The organism is Ruegeria sp. AF3, assembly GCF_056536285.1.
In genome coordinates this window covers 931,675-947,940 of sequence record NZ_JBQFJM010000001.1, presented here as the reverse complement: position 1 = coordinate 947,940, position 16,266 = coordinate 931,675, and the positions used below count along the sequence as shown (strand labels likewise).

Genomic DNA, 16,266 nt, shown 5'->3' with positions numbered 1-16,266 from the left:
ATTAAGCCAGCGTTGTCTGTAGCTTAAGAATATCCCGCAAGAAGCTGCCCGACCCATCGCGGAACCGTTTCGGATGCCCTGCCGACAATGCGCTCGTCAAAGCCCGACGGCCCGGGCGTCGGCTCCAGATTGATCTCGACCGTCCGCGCACCCGCCGCCTGCGCCTCGTGGACAAAGGCCGCCGCCGGATAGACCTGACCCGAGGTGCCGATGGCGGCAAAGATCGACGCGCTGGCAAGGTGGTCGTAGATGTCGTCCATGTAATAAGGCATCTCGCCGAACCAGACCACATCGGGCCGGGCGGTGGGCTGGCCGCAGGCGGGGCAGGGCTCGGCGACGGCCATCTCAGGCGGGGCGGGCCAGCGATGATCGCACCCGGAACACAGGGCACCCGCCAATGTGCCATGCATGTGGATGACACCCGTCGCACCGCCCGCTTCATGCAGGCTGTCTACGTTCTGGGTCACGATCACGACCTCTGCGGGCCAGCCCTGCTGCAACCGGGCCAGCGCCATGTGGGCCGCGTTGGGCTGCACGGCGGCGGCCTGAACGCGGCGTGCATTGTAAAACCCCTGCACCAAGGCGGGATCGCGGGCAAAGCCCTCGGGTGTGGCCACATCCTCAATCCGGTGCTGTGCCCACAGCCCGCCTTCGTCGCGGAAGGTGCTCAGCCCGCTTTCAACAGAAATCCCGGCCCCGGTCAGAATGACGATCTTTCCCATATCCCCTCCGCGCGTTACACCTTGGCCATGACACACCGTATCCTCTTTGTCTGCCTGGGCAATATCTGCCGCTCTCCCGCAGCCGAGGGCGTCTTTCGCGCCCGCGCACCGCATCATGCAACCGACAGTGCCGGAACCATGGGCTGGCACGCGGGCAATCCGCCCTATGGCCCGATGCAGAAGGCTGCAAACTGCAGAGGCATTGACCTCGGCGACCTGCGCGCGCGCCAGTTCACCGTCGCGGATTTCGACCGGTTCGACCTGATCATCGGCATGGATGCCCAAAACATCGCTGATATTGAAGACCTGCGCCCGTCGGGCAACGGCACGCCGGTTCGCCTGCTGACGGATTTCGCCCCTCAGACCGGTGCCGATCACGTACCCGATCCGTATTACACGCGGGATTTCGACGGCGCGCTGGACCTGATCGAAGCGGCGGTCGAGGGGCTTGCCGCCCATCTGGACACCTAGCCGCCGGTCACCCGCAACTGGCCGCTCAGCCAGGGCAGCTTGGCAACCGCCGGGTCCACGATCTGGTTCTGCATCAGACGCCGGGTCATGCCCGCAACCTCCTGCGGGACCTGATCGGACCACTCGGTGCGCGCCAGCAACGATATGTTGCGCGAGAATTCCCCGAACGGGGCAGGGTGCGCCTCCAGCCCCTCATGGAACCGCGCCGCGCGCATGAAGCCCAGCGGCGTGGTGATCGCCCAGCCCAGACCCCGCGCCACCATGGCCATCAGCGCCATGTGCGAGCCGATCTCGAACCGTTCCTCGAACACCTGCGAGCGGCGCGCCAGATGCGCCTCGATCTGGCGGCTGATCAGCTGTTCGCGGGCATAGCGCAGAAACGGCAGCCGCTCCTGCACGGCCTCGACGCCCCCCGATCCCTGTGGGGCCACCAGAATGAACGGATCGTGGACCAGCGGGTATTCGACCACCCCCTCCAGCACTTCGCCGCTGTGGGCGGTGACCGCCATATGCAGGCGCTGCTCGGCCAGGGCCTCGAACAGATCAAGGCTCGACAGGGTGATCAGCTTGAATTTCGACCGGGTCAGGCTGTCGGCCAGCAAGGTGGCCAGCCGCGGCGTCAGATCATTGTCGAAATCGTCGATCAGCCCGATCGACAGCGTGGTCAGATGCCCCAGATCCATGACCGACAGCTCACTCTGGGCCATGTGCAGCTCGGCCAGAACCGCCTCGGCCCGCGCAAGGAAACTGCGCCCCGCCTGCGTCAGCCGCATCGGTCGCCGCCCGTGATCGACCAATTCGGTCCCCAGCGCGTTTTCCAGATTGCGCAATTGCTGCGATACGGATGGCTGGCTGAGCCCCGTGATCTCGGCAGCCTGTGCCACCGATCCCGTCCGCGCCAAAGCCTCGAACACTTCAAGGCCCCGCAGGGTCAGCCCTTTCATTACCATGCAATACACCTTTCGCTGCGCCTTTCTGGGGCGCAGCGTGGATCAGGTCAAGCATTCTGAACGGGTTAGCTGCAGATCGCCTGCGCCATCTGGCCAAAGTTCTGGTACCGATCCCACAGCGCATCATCGCGCGCGGATTTCGACATCTTCAGCACCTGCGCCTGATGGGGGTCCTTGAACCATTTCGCCACGGTCTTCTGATCACTGCGCGTCAACGCCTGATCCGCCACGCGCTGAATGCAGCTGCACCGGTCCCGCGTCGCGGCCGAGCGGTCCGACGCCATGCACGCCTGCCTGATCTGCGCCGCATCCGCGACCTGAGCCACCGCCGTCAGCGATGCCGCACAAAATGCGATAATGAGGAACTGTTTCATACTCGAGCCTCGTTTTTGCCTGCCCGGACGGGTCTGACGCCCCTCTCGGTCTGCGGCGGAGTATGAATCAAACGGGCGCGCGGATCAATCATACGTTGCGAAAAAGTGATTACACGGTCCGGAAACGATGCATCCCCACCACCCCCGTAGGCCGGGCTTCAGCCCGGCTTTTGCCAACGGCAATCGAATTCGTTGCGCTCTGCGATCCAACTTGATCACCAGTTTCACGCATGTAGGGTGCTTCGGTGAATATCCTAAGAACGCGGAAAGATATATGAAACTGCGGATACCTGCCTACCTGCTTGTTGCGACGCTGATGTCTGTGATCGGAACGGTAGAGCACACCTTCGCTCAAGATCGGTCAGATGAACTAAATAGGCCCGTCAGAGTTCTTGTGGTGGGAATTACTAATCAGCTTCTTCAGGAAGTGAAGGTCTTAGATGCGGACAAGAAAATTGATTTCAGCTTTCCGTCGAGCAATCTGTCAGATTTTGACATGCTTCTTGCACTCGTGGATGAGTTTGAGGAAGCAAGCGAGTTGAAAATAGCCACCGAATTGGGCGTGGAGGAATCGTTTGTTGTGAATGAGGGTGAGGCACCCTTCTCAATTGAAGTAAGTGTGCGTTTTGTTGAAAGAGTTCGACCATTCGACCTGATCGCAGTTGATCGCCGCCAGTTCTACGCAAGAGATATTTCTTGCCACAGCGTTTTTCTCAAAGATCTCATCTTGTCTCCGGATTTTTCTCAAACAGTACAAAGAGAAAGTCACTACAAGCTGACTGAGGATTGTGCGCCGGCCTCATAGTTGTCCGGTTGGTGCAAGTGGACGGATACTCGGAACATCTATCATTGATCAATTGTGGGATCGAACACACTGTTATCCCACCTTGACCAACCCACGATTCCTCTACATATCCCCACTCCATGACAGACCTCGCTCATATCCGCAATTTCTCCATCGTCGCGCATATCGACCATGGCAAATCCACCCTTGCTGACCGGCTCATCCAAGAGACCGGAACGGTCAAGGATCGCGACATGAAGGAACAGCTGCTCGACAGCATGGATATCGAGCGTGAGCGTGGCATCACCATCAAGGCCAACACAGTCCGCATCGACTATACCGCCGACAATGGCGAGAAATACGTGCTGAACCTGATCGACACGCCCGGCCACGTAGACTTTGCCTATGAGGTCAGCCGGTCGATGCGCGCGGTCGAGGGCTCGCTGCTGGTCGTGGACAGCACCCAGGGGGTCGAGGCGCAGACGCTGGCCAACGTCTATCAGGCCATCGACGCGGATCATGAGATCGTGCCGGTCCTGAACAAGATCGACCTGCCCGCGTCCGATTGTGACCGCGTGGCCGAACAGATCGAGGACGTGATCGGCATCGACGCCAGCGACGCCATCCGGGTCAGCGCCAAGACCGGGCAGGGCATCCACGAGACGCTGGAAGCGATCGTGCACAAACTGCCCGCGCCGCAGGGCAATCTGGACGCGCCGCTCAAGGCGATGCTGGTGGATTCGTGGTACGACGCCTATCTGGGCGTCATCGTTTTGGTCCGCATCATGGACGGCACGCTGAAAAAGGGGATGCGGGTCAAGTTCATGTCGAACGGCACTCTGCACCATGTCGACCGCGTCGGTGTCTTCCGCCCGGAAATGCAGATGATCGACAGTCTCGGCCCGGGTGAGATCGGGTTTCTCACCGCCTCGATCAAGCAGGTCCGCGACACCCGCGTCGGCGACACCATCACCAATGACCGGGGTGGCGCCGAAGTCGCCCTGCCGGGCTTCAAACCCGCACAGCCGGTGGTGTTCTGTGGCCTCTTCCCGGTGGATTCATCCGAATTCGAAGACCTGCGCGACGCGATCGAGAAGCTCGCGCTGAACGACGCCTCATTCTCGTATGAAATGGAAACCTCCGCCGCGCTTGGCTTTGGCTTCCGCTGCGGCTTCCTTGGCCTGCTGCACCTCGAGGTCATCCGCGACCGGATCGAGCGTGAATACGATATCGACCTCATCACCACCGCGCCCAGCGTGATCTATCACGTCTACATGAAAGACGGCGTGATGATCGAGCTGCACAACCCCGCCGACATGCCCGACCTGTCCAAGGTCGACCATCTTGAGGAACCGCGCATCAAGGCGACCATTCTGGTGCCCGACGAATATCTCGGCGACGTGCTGAAACTCTGCCAGGACCGCCGCGGCATCCAGATGGACCTGACCTATGCGGGCCAGCGCGCCATGGTCGTCTATGACCTGCCCCTGAACGAGGTCGTCTTTGACTTCTACGACCGCCTGAAATCGGTGACCAAGGGCTATGCCAGCTTCGACTACCAGATGACCGGCTACCGTCAGGACGCGCTGGTCAAGATGTCGATCCTTGTGAATGACGAACCGGTCGACGCGCTGTCGACCATGGTTCACCGCGACCGGGCCGAGATGCGGGGCCGCGCGATGTGCGAAAAGCTCAAGGACCTGATCCCGCGCCACATGTTCAAAATCCCGATCCAGGCCGCCATCGGAGGCAAGGTCATCGCCCGCGAGACCCTGTCCGCCCTGCGCAAGGACGTGACCGCGAAATGTTATGGCGGGGATGCCACCCGGAAACGCAAACTGCTGGACAAGCAGAAGGCGGGCAAGAAAAAGATGCGCCAGTTCGGGAAAGTCGATATCCCGCAGGAGGCGTTTATTTCAGCACTAAAAATGGACAGCTAAGGCTGTCCATTTTTAGTGACGGTGGGCGAAAGCGGTTGGCGCAGCCAACCGGCGTGCCCACACGGTGGGTTGGGAGAGCATTCTCGTTCGGCCAAAAAATGTCACCAACAGGTTTCCGGTTGAGAAAACATGGATCACGAGTTATCTTTTGGTTGGTGGCCTGCTAGATTGTGGGGTGGAATCCACATCTAGCAGGACCGCTGGGAGCAGGCATCGCCCGCTAGGTAACCTCCTTGTGGAAGGGAGGGCCTATTCTCTATCCGAAACCATTGCCAATATCACGTTGGCTAGTTTTCTGGCTTCTGGTTCTGAGAGGTCAAAGGGAATACCACTGATCTTGACGATGACATCTTTTCTAATTGGTATGGGAAGATCGAGACTGGCGATGTTTTCATTTTGATTGTTGTTGAAATTTTCTGTTCCGGGATCCCTTGATGAATGGCCCGAACCAGACCCTCTTTCATTATTATCGGTTCGAATTTCGCGTGGCTTGCGCCCAGAGCTCTTAACTTTGAATCCGGATGGATTTTCTACATACTTGAGAAAGTCGTCAATTGCTGAAGCTGCCCTAGATTTATATGTCTTGAGACTATCAGGCGTATAGTTTCTACCTTCCAGATTCTCAAATCTAATTCCGACTTCATCCATGGAAATGCTGCGTAGGTCACTGCGCTCGGTGCCTTCCAAAACACCCAATATTTTGTTGCAAGCTGCGCGCCTGGCCGCAACTGTTGCTTTGGGCATCAGTCCTTTATCGCTGAGATAGAGTAAAAAGTTATCTAGTTCAGCAGCAGAGTATTTGTTTCTCGATTCGTTCATAGTCAGGCTCCTTACCGCCAGAAATACTCTGGACAAGTTGATGCGTCAACAGAAATTTCTAGGATTTCTATCTTTCTGTTGCTGCTTCGTTCGCAGCTATGATGATGCTTTTGCCGCGAATTGAAGTGCTATGTTCTCGTGTCCAAGTGCCGATCCATCAACCCACCTGCCCGGCGGCACCGCCGGGCCGCGTCATGCTGAAAGCTTGCCTCCGGCATAACCCGCCCGTCGAACCGAAGGTTCGCCTTTGGCGAAACTAACCAAAGGTTTGTCGCCGGCAAAACGGGCGGCGCGTTTGCGCCCCTCTTCGGTTCCATCGACCACTCCGTAGGGCGGGCTTCAGCCCGCCAATCCGCCACTCGCCCATATCCCCGCCCCCAAACCAACGCACATGGATCGGCTGTGTCCGGTGGCGGGCTGAAGCCCGCCCTACGGGGTGGTGTTCAAATTTCGGGAAAATGGCAAACAGTGATACACTCCCGGCATTCCAATCAATTGATAAACGGAGGGATTGCCATGGACGCGCAACTTCGGGCGCAATACGCCATCAGCCGGTTTCAAGACTACCACGTCATCATGCGCACCACGCTGTTCTGCTTTGTCGGTATCGCCGCCATCATCAGCTTTGCGCCCGACGGTTATGCGCTGGCTCAGGCCATTCTGGTCATCGCCACAACCGCCTACGGCATTCTGGCGGGCGGGGCCACTTTGGATGATCTGGTCAATCTGCGTTCTGATATCGACGGGGAATTCGCCAATACCCATTATGCCAAGGGGTTGCAGAACAGGAACACAAAAGGGTTGAAGCTGGTCTCTCACGCGCTGATTGGCCTGACCGGGCTGGTCCTGCTGATCGCAGCTTTTGCCTAGACCGTCGCGACATCCGTAGGGCGGGGTTGGTTTGGCGGTTGTATCTGCGCTTGCGCCGTGTGGGCTCTGGCCGTTCGCGGCCCTCGGGTCTGCGGGTCAACCGCCGAAACCACACCTCACCCGCGCGGCACCAAATGCAACCATTGCATCGGAAAACCGCGCCCTTCGGACAGGATCGGCCATTTGAAATCATCCCCCAACCGGATAATCTCATCCATCTCGGACGTGTCGCGCACGCTTCCGTCCACATAGGCGACATCAAAATACCCGGCGCAGAACGCTTCGATCGCTTTCAGTTTCGCATCGCCATCCTCCACCATCTGGGGGTGCAGTTCGATCAGAAACTCCGATCTGCGGAAATGCGTCAGAAAATCTTCGGTCAACAGGCTGAATTCGACACCCTCGATATCGATCAGAAAGAAGATGTCCGCCGGGTCGGGGGCCACGCTTGCGATATTTGCAACCGTGTCCGTCAGCGCATCCCCAAATACCGTCACGCGGTCGCCCACGCCGTTATGTTCCGCCGTTTCGCGGATGACTTCCCGGCCTTTTGCCGAAACCTCAAAGCACACGCTTTTTTCGAACTGCCCCGCGGCCACCAGCCCGACGCCCCAAAAGCCGTCCGCCGCCCCGATATCCACCAGCACCGGCTTGTCCGAGTTGCTCAGCACCTTCAGGTTCTGCTGCTCATACAGGCCAAAGATTTTCGTGGCCGTATCCGAATGCCCGCCCCAGAATGCGTTTTCGACAAAGCGAAACCCCTTCATCGGCCCGCACAGCACCTGTCCGCGGCTTTGTTCCAGCACGAACAGTGAAAACTCGTTGCGGAACTTGCGCACAACGCTCTTGAACTCTCGATGTTGTCGTTTTGGAAATCGCATGTTCTGTCTGGGGCTTTTCAAGTTGGATCGGACGCCCCGGATGAGGGCAGTTGCCTGAAATCCCTGTTTAAGTTGTGGCGCGCGGTGTTGGAAGGAAAAACGCAATGCGCAATACCCGGCAGGATGGGGTTTTCTTCTTGTCCACCTTTCCCGCGCATGAACCCTTGATGAAGTTTCCTTCAGACAAGTTGTAACCGCCGCGCGCGCATCCAATCTCAGTCACAGGCCAGCACGGCCCGCACCCCAAAGAAGGGTGCCGATCATCAGATCAGAGATTTCCGTAGCCTGCACACCGGGACTGTTTTCGACCCCGTTCCGGCCCGTCAGGTGAACCGAAGCGTTTCCGGCCCGGTCGGGTTGTTAAGGGGTATAAGCCGCCGTTGCTCACGGATTTCGGCGGAGGGGGTGTTGGTATCACCGCCGGGCCGGAACGCTTCTCAGAAACGGAACCAGCGTCTCCAGAGTGAGGAGACAGGCCGGGCGGCCAGTTCACCGCCTGCGACAGGATCCAGACCGCCCCGCGCAAGAATGCGGCGTTCCTCGGCGCGGGTCATCTGGATCTCGCGGACCTTCAGCGCGGCCTCGCGCGCGGTGACATAGCGGCCGTCCGGTCCCGGTTCCATGCCGGGGATGTTGCGCCCCTTCGACCACATCCCGCGCAGCCCCGACAGCGGGTGCTTCCATCCGATCTCGTCGTCATCCTGCAACTGCCAGATCCGGTTGGCCTCGGTCATCGAGACCAGCGCGGCCAGCGGCTTGCCGTGCCGGGTCAGGATGATCACCTCGCGCGGGTCCTGGGCGCGGGTGATCAACGGCCCCAGATGGGCGCGGGCATAGGAAATGGTGCAGCGCATCGGCGAATCTCCGTCTGTACGATTCGTAAGATTGGAGGTCCGAGCGTTGTACAAATCGCACAATTTTGGCCTAACGGTCCGCACGGAGCGTTTTGCACCCGCAGCATCGCGGGAATTTCGGGCGCCGGGGTCACGTCCGGTTTTTTCCGCCCTCAACCCTTCACGGGATCGGGGATTCTCGGGTTATCCACAAAACTCTCCCGCCGGATATCAACATCTTATCCCCGTCTAATTTTCATGCTGCAGTGCTATTTTCTTGTCGGATGCAGGGCGTGGTGCAACAGTCATCTCACCGCACAGGGTCTTCGGAACCGGGGCGGGACGCAAAGGCCAAGGGGGTCTGAGCAGAGGAAGGCGGATCTTAGGATTTGCATTTAACTGCAAAGGCTTACCGGTTGGTGATCAGCCAGATGTGGGTCTCGGACCCAGGTCGGGTGGCCATCTTCTCAAACGGCCAATGCATGTCGCGATGGACCTTAGGGGACAAAGCGGCGGCTGCAGTCTCTCAGGGGGCTGGGGCGACTGGATCGGAGTGCTCCTCGGGGTGCGTCGACCCGGTAAGGCGTCAGGGCGTATCCGTAAGGGTACATGCAAAGACCGCGTCTGCGCACCTGACGCCTTTTCTTATGCCGAAATTCGGTTTCATACAGGCTGCCACTCACCCCTGCCGAACGGGAACGGGGCTCTTCTGCGTGCGCGAAAGAGCCCCGATTTAGTGTCAGATATGCAATGCCGCGTCTATGCACCTGTAGGGCTAGACTACTGCGTGTGGGCGCAATCTTCAACCATATATTGCGTTAATGTCCGGCTCGCCCGCAAGATAAGCGCGTTTACAGGCTTTCCTGCACGTCCGAAGCTGCGTTCTGGATTGCATCCCCGGCCTTTTCGATATCTTTACCCGCGCCTTTGGCGGTTTCGCAGGCGGTGAGTGCAAACAGGCTCAGGCCAATCAGAATTACGCGGATCATGTGTGTCTCCTCAGTGCTCGATACGGATTCGGTAGCACCTTTCTCGACACCAAGCCAGAGCTAGCCTTTGTCCTCACCGCAGAACAGCTCGTACACCACTTCAAGCATCCGGCGCGGGCGGTCATCGGCCAACCTGTAGAAGATGGTTTTGCCCTCTCTGCGCGGTATCACAAGCCCCTCCAGACGCAGGCGGGAAAGCTGTTGCGAAACAGCGGCTTGTCTGGCGGACAACAGCTCTTCCAACTCGGTGACAGATTTCTCACCGGAGACCAGGTGACACAGGATCATCAGTCGGCCTTCGTGACTGATTGCCTTGAGGAAGTTGGACGCGCGTGTCGCATTATCGACCATACGATCCAGGTCGTGTTGCGACATGTCCTGGGACAGCTGTGGAAGTGCCATCGAATGTGTTCCTTGTGAACCCGTTGACCGGGCGTAGTTTCCGTTACGTAAAGCTCGTCGCCTGCGAGCCCCTTCAGTACATGTTTCGATCAATTATTGCTATATGTATGAATCAAAAAACCGTGATCAGAAAAGGGGAACCCGCAGCCGTTTTTCCCGCAGCCCCTTGTGCAGGGCGCAATCACGGATGTGGTGGTACTGCGAGGCAGCGGCAGGTGTGGCATTCTTATTGGCGTTGGTCCACATTCGTTCTGTGTTCTCACCGACACCCCTTGCAGCCCCCCGGAGCCAACACTAAGACTCAGGTAACACTTGTTGGGATAATGTCCCGAGCCACAGCAAAACAGGCAGGTTGCGAATGTTCGATCCCGTAGATACCTACATGAATACGCTTGTCCCCATGGTCGTTGAGCAGACCAGCCGGGGCGAGCGCGCTTACGATATTTTCTCCCGCCTGCTGAAAGAGCGGATCATTTTCATCAACGGCCCGATACACGATGGCATGAGCCATCTGATCGTGGCCCAGCTGCTGCACCTTGAAGCGGAAAACCCCAAAAAGGAAATCTCGATCTACATCAACTCGCCCGGTGGCGTTGTGACCAGCGGTTTGTCGATTTACGATACAATGCAGTATATCAAGCCGAAATGTTCCACTTTGGTGATCGGTCAGGCCGCCTCGATGGGATCGGTTCTGCTGGCCGGTGGCGAGAAAGGGATGCGCTTTTCGCTGCCCAACAGCCGGATCATGGTGCACCAGCCCAGCGGCGGATATCAGGGCCAGGCCAGTGATATCATGATCCACGCGGCCGAGACGCAAAAACTCAAGGATCGCCTTTATGATATCTATGTACGTCATACCGGGCAGACGAAAAAAGCAGTTGAAAAAGCGCTGGACCGTGACAATTTCATGAGCCCGGAAGAGGCCAAGGAATGGGGCCACATCGACGAGATCGTGGAAAACCGCGCAAAAACGGACGCGGATGAGGTCTGAGTTCCGGAGCCTGCGTCACCGGCGCAGGAACCATTTTGAGATTGTAGCGGCCAAAACGCTGGCCTAAGCTGCACGAACAGGCGAAAACGCATCCCCGCCGGGGGTGCTGGGATGAGGCCCGAAAGGTAGATCATGGCGACGAATTCAGGCGGTGACGGGAAAAACACGCTCTACTGCAGCTTCTGCGGCAAAAGCCAGCATGAGGTGCGTAAGCTGATCGCAGGCCCGACCGTTTTCATCTGTGATGAATGTGTCGAACTTTGCATGGACATCATCCGCGAAGAGACCAAGGCCAGCGGGCTGAAGTCTTCGGACGGCGTTCCGACGCCCAAGGATATCTGTGAGGTGCTGGACGATTACGTGATCGGCCAGTCCACCGCAAAACGGGTCCTGTCGGTTGCGGTCCACAACCACTACAAACGTCTGAACCACGCCCAGAAGGCGGGTAATGATATCGAACTGGCGAAATCCAATATTCTGCTGATCGGCCCCACCGGCTGTGGCAAGACGCTGCTTGCGCAGACACTGGCCCGGATACTGGATGTTCCCTTTACCATGGCGGATGCCACCACGCTGACCGAAGCCGGTTACGTGGGCGAGGATGTTGAAAACATCATTCTCAAGCTTTTGCAGGCCAGCGAATACAATGTCGAACGCGCGCAGCGCGGCATCGTCTATATCGACGAAGTCGACAAGATCACCCGCAAATCCGAGAATCCGTCGATCACGCGCGACGTGTCCGGTGAGGGCGTGCAGCAGGCTCTGCTGAAACTGATGGAAGGCACCGTGGCCAGCGTTCCGCCGCAGGGCGGCCGCAAACACCCGCAGCAGGAATTCCTGCAGGTGGACACCACGAACATCCTTTTCATCTGTGGCGGCGCTTTTGCGGGTCTGGACAGGATCATTGCACAACGCGGCAAGGGCTCGGCCATGGGTTTTGGCGCCGATGTGCGTGACAATGACGAGCGCGGCGTGGGCGAGATCTTCAAGGATCTGGAACCTGAAGATCTGCTGAAATTTGGCCTGATCCCCGAATTCGTCGGTCGTCTGCCGGTTCTGGCAACGCTGGAGGATTTGGACGAGGAAGCACTGGTCACCATCCTGACCAAGCCGAAGAACGCCCTGGTCAAGCAATACCAGCGCCTGTTCGAGCTGGAAGATGTTGAGCTGGGCTTCACCGATGACGCGCTGAAGGCGATTGCCAAGAAAGCCATCGAGCGCAAAACCGGTGCGCGCGGCCTGCGGTCAATTCTCGAGGATATCCTGCTGGACACCATGTTCGAACTGCCGGGCATGAAAAATGTCAGCGAGGTTGTGGTGAACGAAGAGGCGGTGATGTCCGACGCGCAGCCGCTGTTCATCTATGCCGATGCGGCCAAGGAATCGGCCTCGGCTGGTTGAGGCCGGTCATTTCGCGGCGGCGGGACTTCAGTTGAACAGGTTCAGGGGGCTCTGCCCCCGCTGCCCTTCGGGCATCTCTCCCGGGGTATTTATAGCCAGATGAAGCTGGGGATCCGTCGCTCGCTCGCGAAGGCATGCGCGGTCAGGCGGCGGGAGCTTAAGTAAGCTTTCGAACAACAAAGGTGACGGGTTATGACAGTGAAGCGCATTTCTTCGGGCGGTGAGTTTGAGGCGAAAGTCGGCTATTGCCGTGCGGTGGTTGCGGGCGGCTGGGTTCATGTCGCCGGGACCGTCGGGCAGGGCGAGGACGTGGTGGCGCAATGCCGGTCTGCGCTGGATGTCATCGGCAAGGCACTGGCTGAGGCGGGCGCAGGTTTTGAAGATGTGGTTCGGGTCACCTACATGTTGCCGGACCGCAATGAGTTCGCGCCGTGCTGGCCGGTTCTGGCCGAGACGTTTGGCGCCAATCCACCGGCTGCGACGATGATCGAATGCGGTTTGATTGATCCGAAGTACCGGATCGAGATCGAAGTGACCGCCATCCTGCCGCAGTGACACTGGAAGCCCAAGGGGCACTGGACCTTGGCGAGCCTTTGGTCCATACCTTCTCTCGACCGAAATGCCGGAGGCAGCCGATGGGAATCCTGAACAGTCTTTTACGAGCCGTGACCTGGTGGAACGGTTCAACACTGAACACGCAGCTTTATACGGCGCGCAAGGGTGTGAAAGTGGGCGAAGACAATGAAGGCAATGTGTTTTATCGCACCGCCGACGACAGCAGGCGCTGGGTGATTTTCAATGGCGAGGCCGAAGCCAGCCGGGTTGACCCCGAATGGCACGGCTGGTTGCACCGCACCTGGGACGAACCCCCGACCGACAAACCGCTGCCGCACAAAGCCTGGGAAAAACCGCATCAGGAGAACCTGACAGGTACGGCGCTGGCCTATGCGCCTGCCGGGTCGCTGCGGCGGGCCAAGCCGGTTGAGCGCAGGGATTACGAGGCCTGGAGCCCGGAATAAACGAGGCGAAGATGTCGACCCATAACTGGACCGAAGTTCTTGTCGGAGGCGTCGTTTTGGCCGGTGCCATTGCGTTTGGCGTCTATGCCAGCCAATCAACCGGCCTGTCGCAAGGTGCTGCGGGCTATGAGCTGGGCGCTTCGTTCCGGTCGCTGGAAGGGGTCGGCGTTGGCACGGATGTCCGTCTTGCCGGGGTGAAAATCGGCACCGTTACCGGGGTCAAGCTGAACCCGGACACCTATCGTGCCGACACGACTTTCTCTGTTGCGGAAGGCGTTCTTGTGCCCGATGACAGCGCCATCGTGATCTCGTCCGAAGGGCTGTTGGGTGGAAACTTTGTCGAAGTCATGCCTGGCGGTTCACCCTTCTTTTTTGAACCCGGAGATGAGATTCAGGATACCCAGGGTGCGGTCAGCCTGATCTCGCTGCTGGTCAAGTTCGTAGCCGGAGATGGCAGCGAATGATGCGCGCCGCCCTGTTTGCCCTGTTGCTGGCTGGTGGAACCGGTGCCGCGGCGCAGCAGAAAGTCAACTCTGGCCCCGGCGCCATGCTGCGGGGGCTCGACAAAGTCAGTGGCCAGACGGTTGATATCGAATTGCAGACAGGTCAGACCGAAGCTGTTTTCGGGCTGGATGTGGCGCTGGGGGATTGCCGATATCCGGTGGATAACCCGACAGGCGATGCCTTTGCCTATCTGACCATTTGGGAAACGGGCAAAGCGGATCAGCTGTTTGACGGCTGGATGATTGCGACCTCTCCGGCGCTGAATGCGCTGGATCACGCGCGGTATGACGTTTGGGTCATCCGCTGTATCACGCCTTCTGCGGACTGAGTGATCGGCGCGGCAAAGTCAGCGCTCTGGTTCAGGGCTTCTTCCAGTTCTTTCTTGTAGGCACCACGCGGGATTTCGATCGCCCCAAGGGACGCCAGATGCGCGGTAAGGAACTGCGTGTCAAACAGGTGAAAGCCGGTTTGCCGCAGCCGGTCCACAAGATAGGCGAGCGCGATTTTCGAGGCGTCCGTGCGGCGCGAAAACATGCTTTCGCCAAAGAACGCGGCCCCCAGCGTCACGCCATAAACGCCGCCCACCAGTGCCGCTCCGTCCCAGACTTCCAGAGAATGCGCATGACCGGACTGGTGCAGCTGGCGATAAAGGGCGTGCAGTTCCGCGTTGATCCAGGTGTCGGATCGGTCGGCGCACCCATCAACAACGCCGGAAAAATCCCGGTTGATTGAAATCTCGAACCCGCAGTTCCGGATGCGGCGGGCCAGACTGCGCGAGATGTGGAACCCGTCCAGCGGAAATATCCCGCGAAACTTGGGGTCAACCCAGAACAGTTCAGGATCGTCGCGGTGTTCGGCCATCGGGAAGATACCGATGGAATACCCGTGCAACAGCAGTTCGGGGGTCAGGCTCATGCCGGTGATAGGGCGACCAGAGGGCGCGGGCCCTCTGGCACATGGCCCTTATTTTTCCATGTTCTCCGCAAGCCAGCGCTCCAGCCAGTGGATGTTGTACTCGCCGCTGTGCAGATCGGGCTCCTGCAACAGGGCGTGGAACAGGGGCACGGTGGTGTCGATGCCGTCTACGATCAGCTCTCCCAAAGCCCGCTTCAGGCGCGCCAGCGCTTCGTTGCGGTCGCGGCCGTGCACGATCAGCTTGGCAATCAACGAGTCGTAATAAGGCGGGATCGAATAGCCGTCATAAAGCGCCGAATCCATCCGCACGCCCAGACCGCCCGGCGCGTGATAGGCCGTGATCTTGCCCGGGCAGGGTGAAAACTTCGGCAGCTTCTCTGCGTTGATCCGGACCTCGATGGCGTGACCGTTGATCTTCAGATCGTCCTGACCGAATGACATCGGCTCACCTGCGGCGACAAGAATTTGTTCGCGCACCAGATCGACGTCAAAGATGCCCTCGGTCACCGGGTGTTCCACCTGCAGGCGTGTGTTCATCTCGATGAAATAGAACTCTCCCTTTTCATACAGGAACTCGATGGTGCCTGCGCCGATATAGTTGATCTTGGCCACCGCGTCGGCGCAGATCTTGCCGATCCGGGCACGCTCTTCGGCGGTGATGCAGGGGCCGGGGGCCTCTTCAAAGACCTTCTGGTGACGGCGCTGCAACGAACAATCGCGCTCGCCCAGATGCACCGCATTGCCCTTGCCGTCGCCAAAGACCTGAATCTCGATATGGCGCGGCGTGGTCAGGTATTTCTCGATATAGACCTCGTCATTGCCAAAGGCGGCCTTGCCTTCGGCGCGTGCGGTCATAAAGGCGCTTTCCATCTCGTCCGCGTTCATCGCGACTTTCATGCCGCGCCCACCGCCGCCAGCGGTGGCTTTGATGATGACGGGATAACCGAATTCCTCACCGATGCGTTTGGCGTCGGCCAGCGTGGGAACGCCACCGTCCGACCCCGGAACACAAGGCACACCCAGCGCCTTCATTGTGTCCTTGGCGGTGATCTTGTCGCCCATGACGCGGATATGTTCCGCGGTGGGACCGATGAACGTGATGCCATGATCTTCGACGATCTGCACGAACTCGGCGTTTTCGGACAAAAAGCCATAGCCGGGATGGATCGCCTGCGCGCCGGTGATCTCACAGGCCGAGATGATGGCGGGCACCGACAGATAGCTTTGCGGGCTGGGCGGGGGGCCGATGCACACCGATTCGTCCGCCATGCGCACATGCATCGCGTCGCTGTCGGCGGTGGAGTGGACGGCAACCGTCTTTATCCCCATCTCGCGTGCGGCGCGGATGACGCGCAGGGCGATCTCGCCTCGGTTGGCTATCAGGATCTTGTCGAACATGGG

Annotated in this window: 20 protein-coding genes; 10 read left to right on the top strand and 10 right to left on the bottom strand. The window is 59.0% G+C overall.

Annotated elements, in window-relative coordinates:
* Nucleotides 1-23: 23 nt before the first annotated feature.
* A complete protein-coding gene (locus ACR3FC_RS04750) occupies nucleotides 24-722 on the bottom strand; it encodes an NAD-dependent deacylase (protein WP_480473635.1) in 699 nt (232 codons plus the stop codon).
* 27 nt (nucleotides 723-749) lie between these two features.
* Between ACR3FC_RS04750 and ACR3FC_RS04745 the strand changes: the two genes are divergently transcribed.
* On the top strand, nucleotides 750-1,193 hold the full coding sequence (locus tag ACR3FC_RS04745; protein WP_480473634.1) for a low molecular weight protein-tyrosine-phosphatase: 444 nt from the start codon (nucleotides 750-752) through the stop codon (nucleotides 1,191-1,193).
* Here the strand turns inward: ACR3FC_RS04745 and ACR3FC_RS04740 are convergent.
* On the bottom strand, nucleotides 1,190-2,143 hold the full coding sequence (locus ACR3FC_RS04740; RefSeq protein WP_480473633.1) for a LysR family transcriptional regulator: 954 nt from the start codon (nucleotides 2,141-2,143) through the stop codon (nucleotides 1,190-1,192). The two genes, ACR3FC_RS04745 and ACR3FC_RS04740, sit on opposite strands and share 4 nt — an antisense overlap.
* A 65-nt stretch (nucleotides 2,144-2,208) precedes the next feature.
* Nucleotides 2,209-2,517 (bottom strand): hypothetical protein, encoded by a 309-nt coding sequence (locus ACR3FC_RS04735; RefSeq protein ID WP_480473632.1) that lies wholly within the window; start codon nucleotides 2,515-2,517, stop codon nucleotides 2,209-2,211.
* A 274-nt stretch (nucleotides 2,518-2,791) separates the two neighbouring features.
* Between ACR3FC_RS04735 and ACR3FC_RS04730 the strand changes: the two genes are divergently transcribed.
* Nucleotides 2,792-3,322, top strand: a complete 531-nt coding sequence (locus ACR3FC_RS04730; protein WP_480473631.1) for a hypothetical protein — start codon at nucleotides 2,792-2,794, stop codon at nucleotides 3,320-3,322.
* Nucleotides 3,323-3,441: 119 nt separating this feature from the next.
* The gene (lepA, locus tag ACR3FC_RS04725; RefSeq protein WP_480473630.1) at nucleotides 3,442-5,241 is read left to right on the top strand and encodes a translation elongation factor 4; all 1,800 of its coding nucleotides are present in this window, start codon (nucleotides 3,442-3,444) and stop codon (nucleotides 5,239-5,241) included.
* A 249-nt stretch (nucleotides 5,242-5,490) separates the two neighbouring features.
* Here lepA and ACR3FC_RS04720 read toward each other — a convergent pair whose 3' ends face one another.
* Nucleotides 5,491-6,060: a hypothetical protein gene (locus ACR3FC_RS04720; protein WP_480473629.1), complete on the bottom strand. Its 570-nt coding sequence runs from the start codon at nucleotides 6,058-6,060 to the stop codon at nucleotides 5,491-5,493.
* A 516-nt stretch (nucleotides 6,061-6,576) separates the two neighbouring features.
* On the opposite strand from ACR3FC_RS04720, the gene ACR3FC_RS04715 reads away from it, so the two are divergent.
* Complete coding sequence (locus ACR3FC_RS04715) at nucleotides 6,577-6,930, top strand: hypothetical protein (RefSeq protein WP_480473628.1); 354 nt, start codon at nucleotides 6,577-6,579, stop codon at nucleotides 6,928-6,930.
* A 116-nt stretch (nucleotides 6,931-7,046) separates the two neighbouring features.
* On the opposite strand, the gene ACR3FC_RS04710 is transcribed toward ACR3FC_RS04715, so the two are convergent.
* From ACR3FC_RS04710 to ACR3FC_RS04695, 4 genes are all read right to left on the bottom strand, one after another.
* A complete protein-coding gene (locus ACR3FC_RS04710) occupies nucleotides 7,047-7,769 on the bottom strand; it encodes an SAM-dependent methyltransferase (protein ID WP_480473627.1) in 723 nt (240 codons plus the stop codon).
* 479 nt (nucleotides 7,770-8,248) lie between these two features.
* Nucleotides 8,249-8,665: a type II toxin-antitoxin system Phd/YefM family antitoxin gene (locus tag ACR3FC_RS04705; protein ID WP_480473626.1), complete on the bottom strand. Its 417-nt coding sequence runs from the start codon at nucleotides 8,663-8,665 to the stop codon at nucleotides 8,249-8,251.
* An 830-nt stretch (nucleotides 8,666-9,495) separates the two neighbouring features.
* Nucleotides 9,496-9,633, bottom strand: coding sequence for an entericidin A/B family lipoprotein (locus tag ACR3FC_RS04700; RefSeq protein WP_209505735.1), 138 nt, complete (start codon nucleotides 9,631-9,633; stop codon nucleotides 9,496-9,498).
* Nucleotides 9,634-9,693: 60 nt separating this feature from the next.
* Complete coding sequence (locus ACR3FC_RS04695) at nucleotides 9,694-10,035, bottom strand: ArsR/SmtB family transcription factor (protein WP_480473625.1); 342 nt, start codon at nucleotides 10,033-10,035, stop codon at nucleotides 9,694-9,696.
* Between the two features lie 358 nt (nucleotides 10,036-10,393).
* Between ACR3FC_RS04695 and ACR3FC_RS04690 the strand changes: the two genes are divergently transcribed.
* The 6 genes from ACR3FC_RS04690 (at nucleotide 10,394) to ACR3FC_RS04665 (ending at nucleotide 14,278) form a co-directional block, all read left to right on the top strand.
* Complete coding sequence (locus ACR3FC_RS04690; protein WP_480473624.1) at nucleotides 10,394-11,026, top strand: ATP-dependent Clp protease proteolytic subunit; 633 nt, start codon at nucleotides 10,394-10,396, stop codon at nucleotides 11,024-11,026.
* 132 nt (nucleotides 11,027-11,158) lie between these two features.
* A complete protein-coding gene (gene clpX, locus ACR3FC_RS04685) occupies nucleotides 11,159-12,427 on the top strand; it encodes an ATP-dependent Clp protease ATP-binding subunit ClpX (protein ID WP_480473623.1) in 1,269 nt (422 codons plus the stop codon).
* A gap of 192 nt (nucleotides 12,428-12,619) precedes the next feature.
* A complete protein-coding gene (locus ACR3FC_RS04680; protein ID WP_480473622.1) occupies nucleotides 12,620-12,982 on the top strand; it encodes a RidA family protein in 363 nt (120 codons plus the stop codon).
* Between the two features lie 80 nt (nucleotides 12,983-13,062).
* Nucleotides 13,063-13,446, top strand: coding sequence for an NADH:ubiquinone oxidoreductase subunit NDUFA12 (locus ACR3FC_RS04675; protein ID WP_267364687.1), 384 nt, complete (start codon nucleotides 13,063-13,065; stop codon nucleotides 13,444-13,446).
* 11 nt (nucleotides 13,447-13,457) lie between these two features.
* Nucleotides 13,458-13,910: an outer membrane lipid asymmetry maintenance protein MlaD gene (gene mlaD / locus ACR3FC_RS04670; RefSeq protein ID WP_267364689.1), complete on the top strand. Its 453-nt coding sequence runs from the start codon at nucleotides 13,458-13,460 to the stop codon at nucleotides 13,908-13,910.
* Entirely contained in the window at nucleotides 13,907-14,278 is a 372-nt protein-coding gene (locus tag ACR3FC_RS04665; protein ID WP_480473621.1) for a DUF2155 domain-containing protein, read from the top strand. The genes mlaD and ACR3FC_RS04665 overlap by 4 nt, the downstream gene beginning before the upstream one ends.
* Here ACR3FC_RS04665 and aat read toward each other — a convergent pair.
* Together aat and accC are read right to left on the bottom strand one after the other, a co-directional pair.
* Nucleotides 14,224-14,865 carry a leucyl/phenylalanyl-tRNA--protein transferase gene (gene aat, locus ACR3FC_RS04660; protein ID WP_245222579.1) on the bottom strand — a complete coding sequence of 214 codons (642 nt, stop codon included), beginning with the start codon at nucleotides 14,863-14,865 and terminating at the stop codon, nucleotides 14,224-14,226. The genes ACR3FC_RS04665 and aat overlap by 55 nt on opposite strands.
* A 48-nt stretch (nucleotides 14,866-14,913) precedes the next feature.
* On the bottom strand, nucleotides 14,914-16,263 hold the full coding sequence (gene accC, locus ACR3FC_RS04655; RefSeq protein WP_480473620.1) for an acetyl-CoA carboxylase biotin carboxylase subunit: 1,350 nt from the start codon (nucleotides 16,261-16,263) through the stop codon (nucleotides 14,914-14,916).
* Nucleotides 16,264-16,266 lie beyond the last annotated feature (3 nt).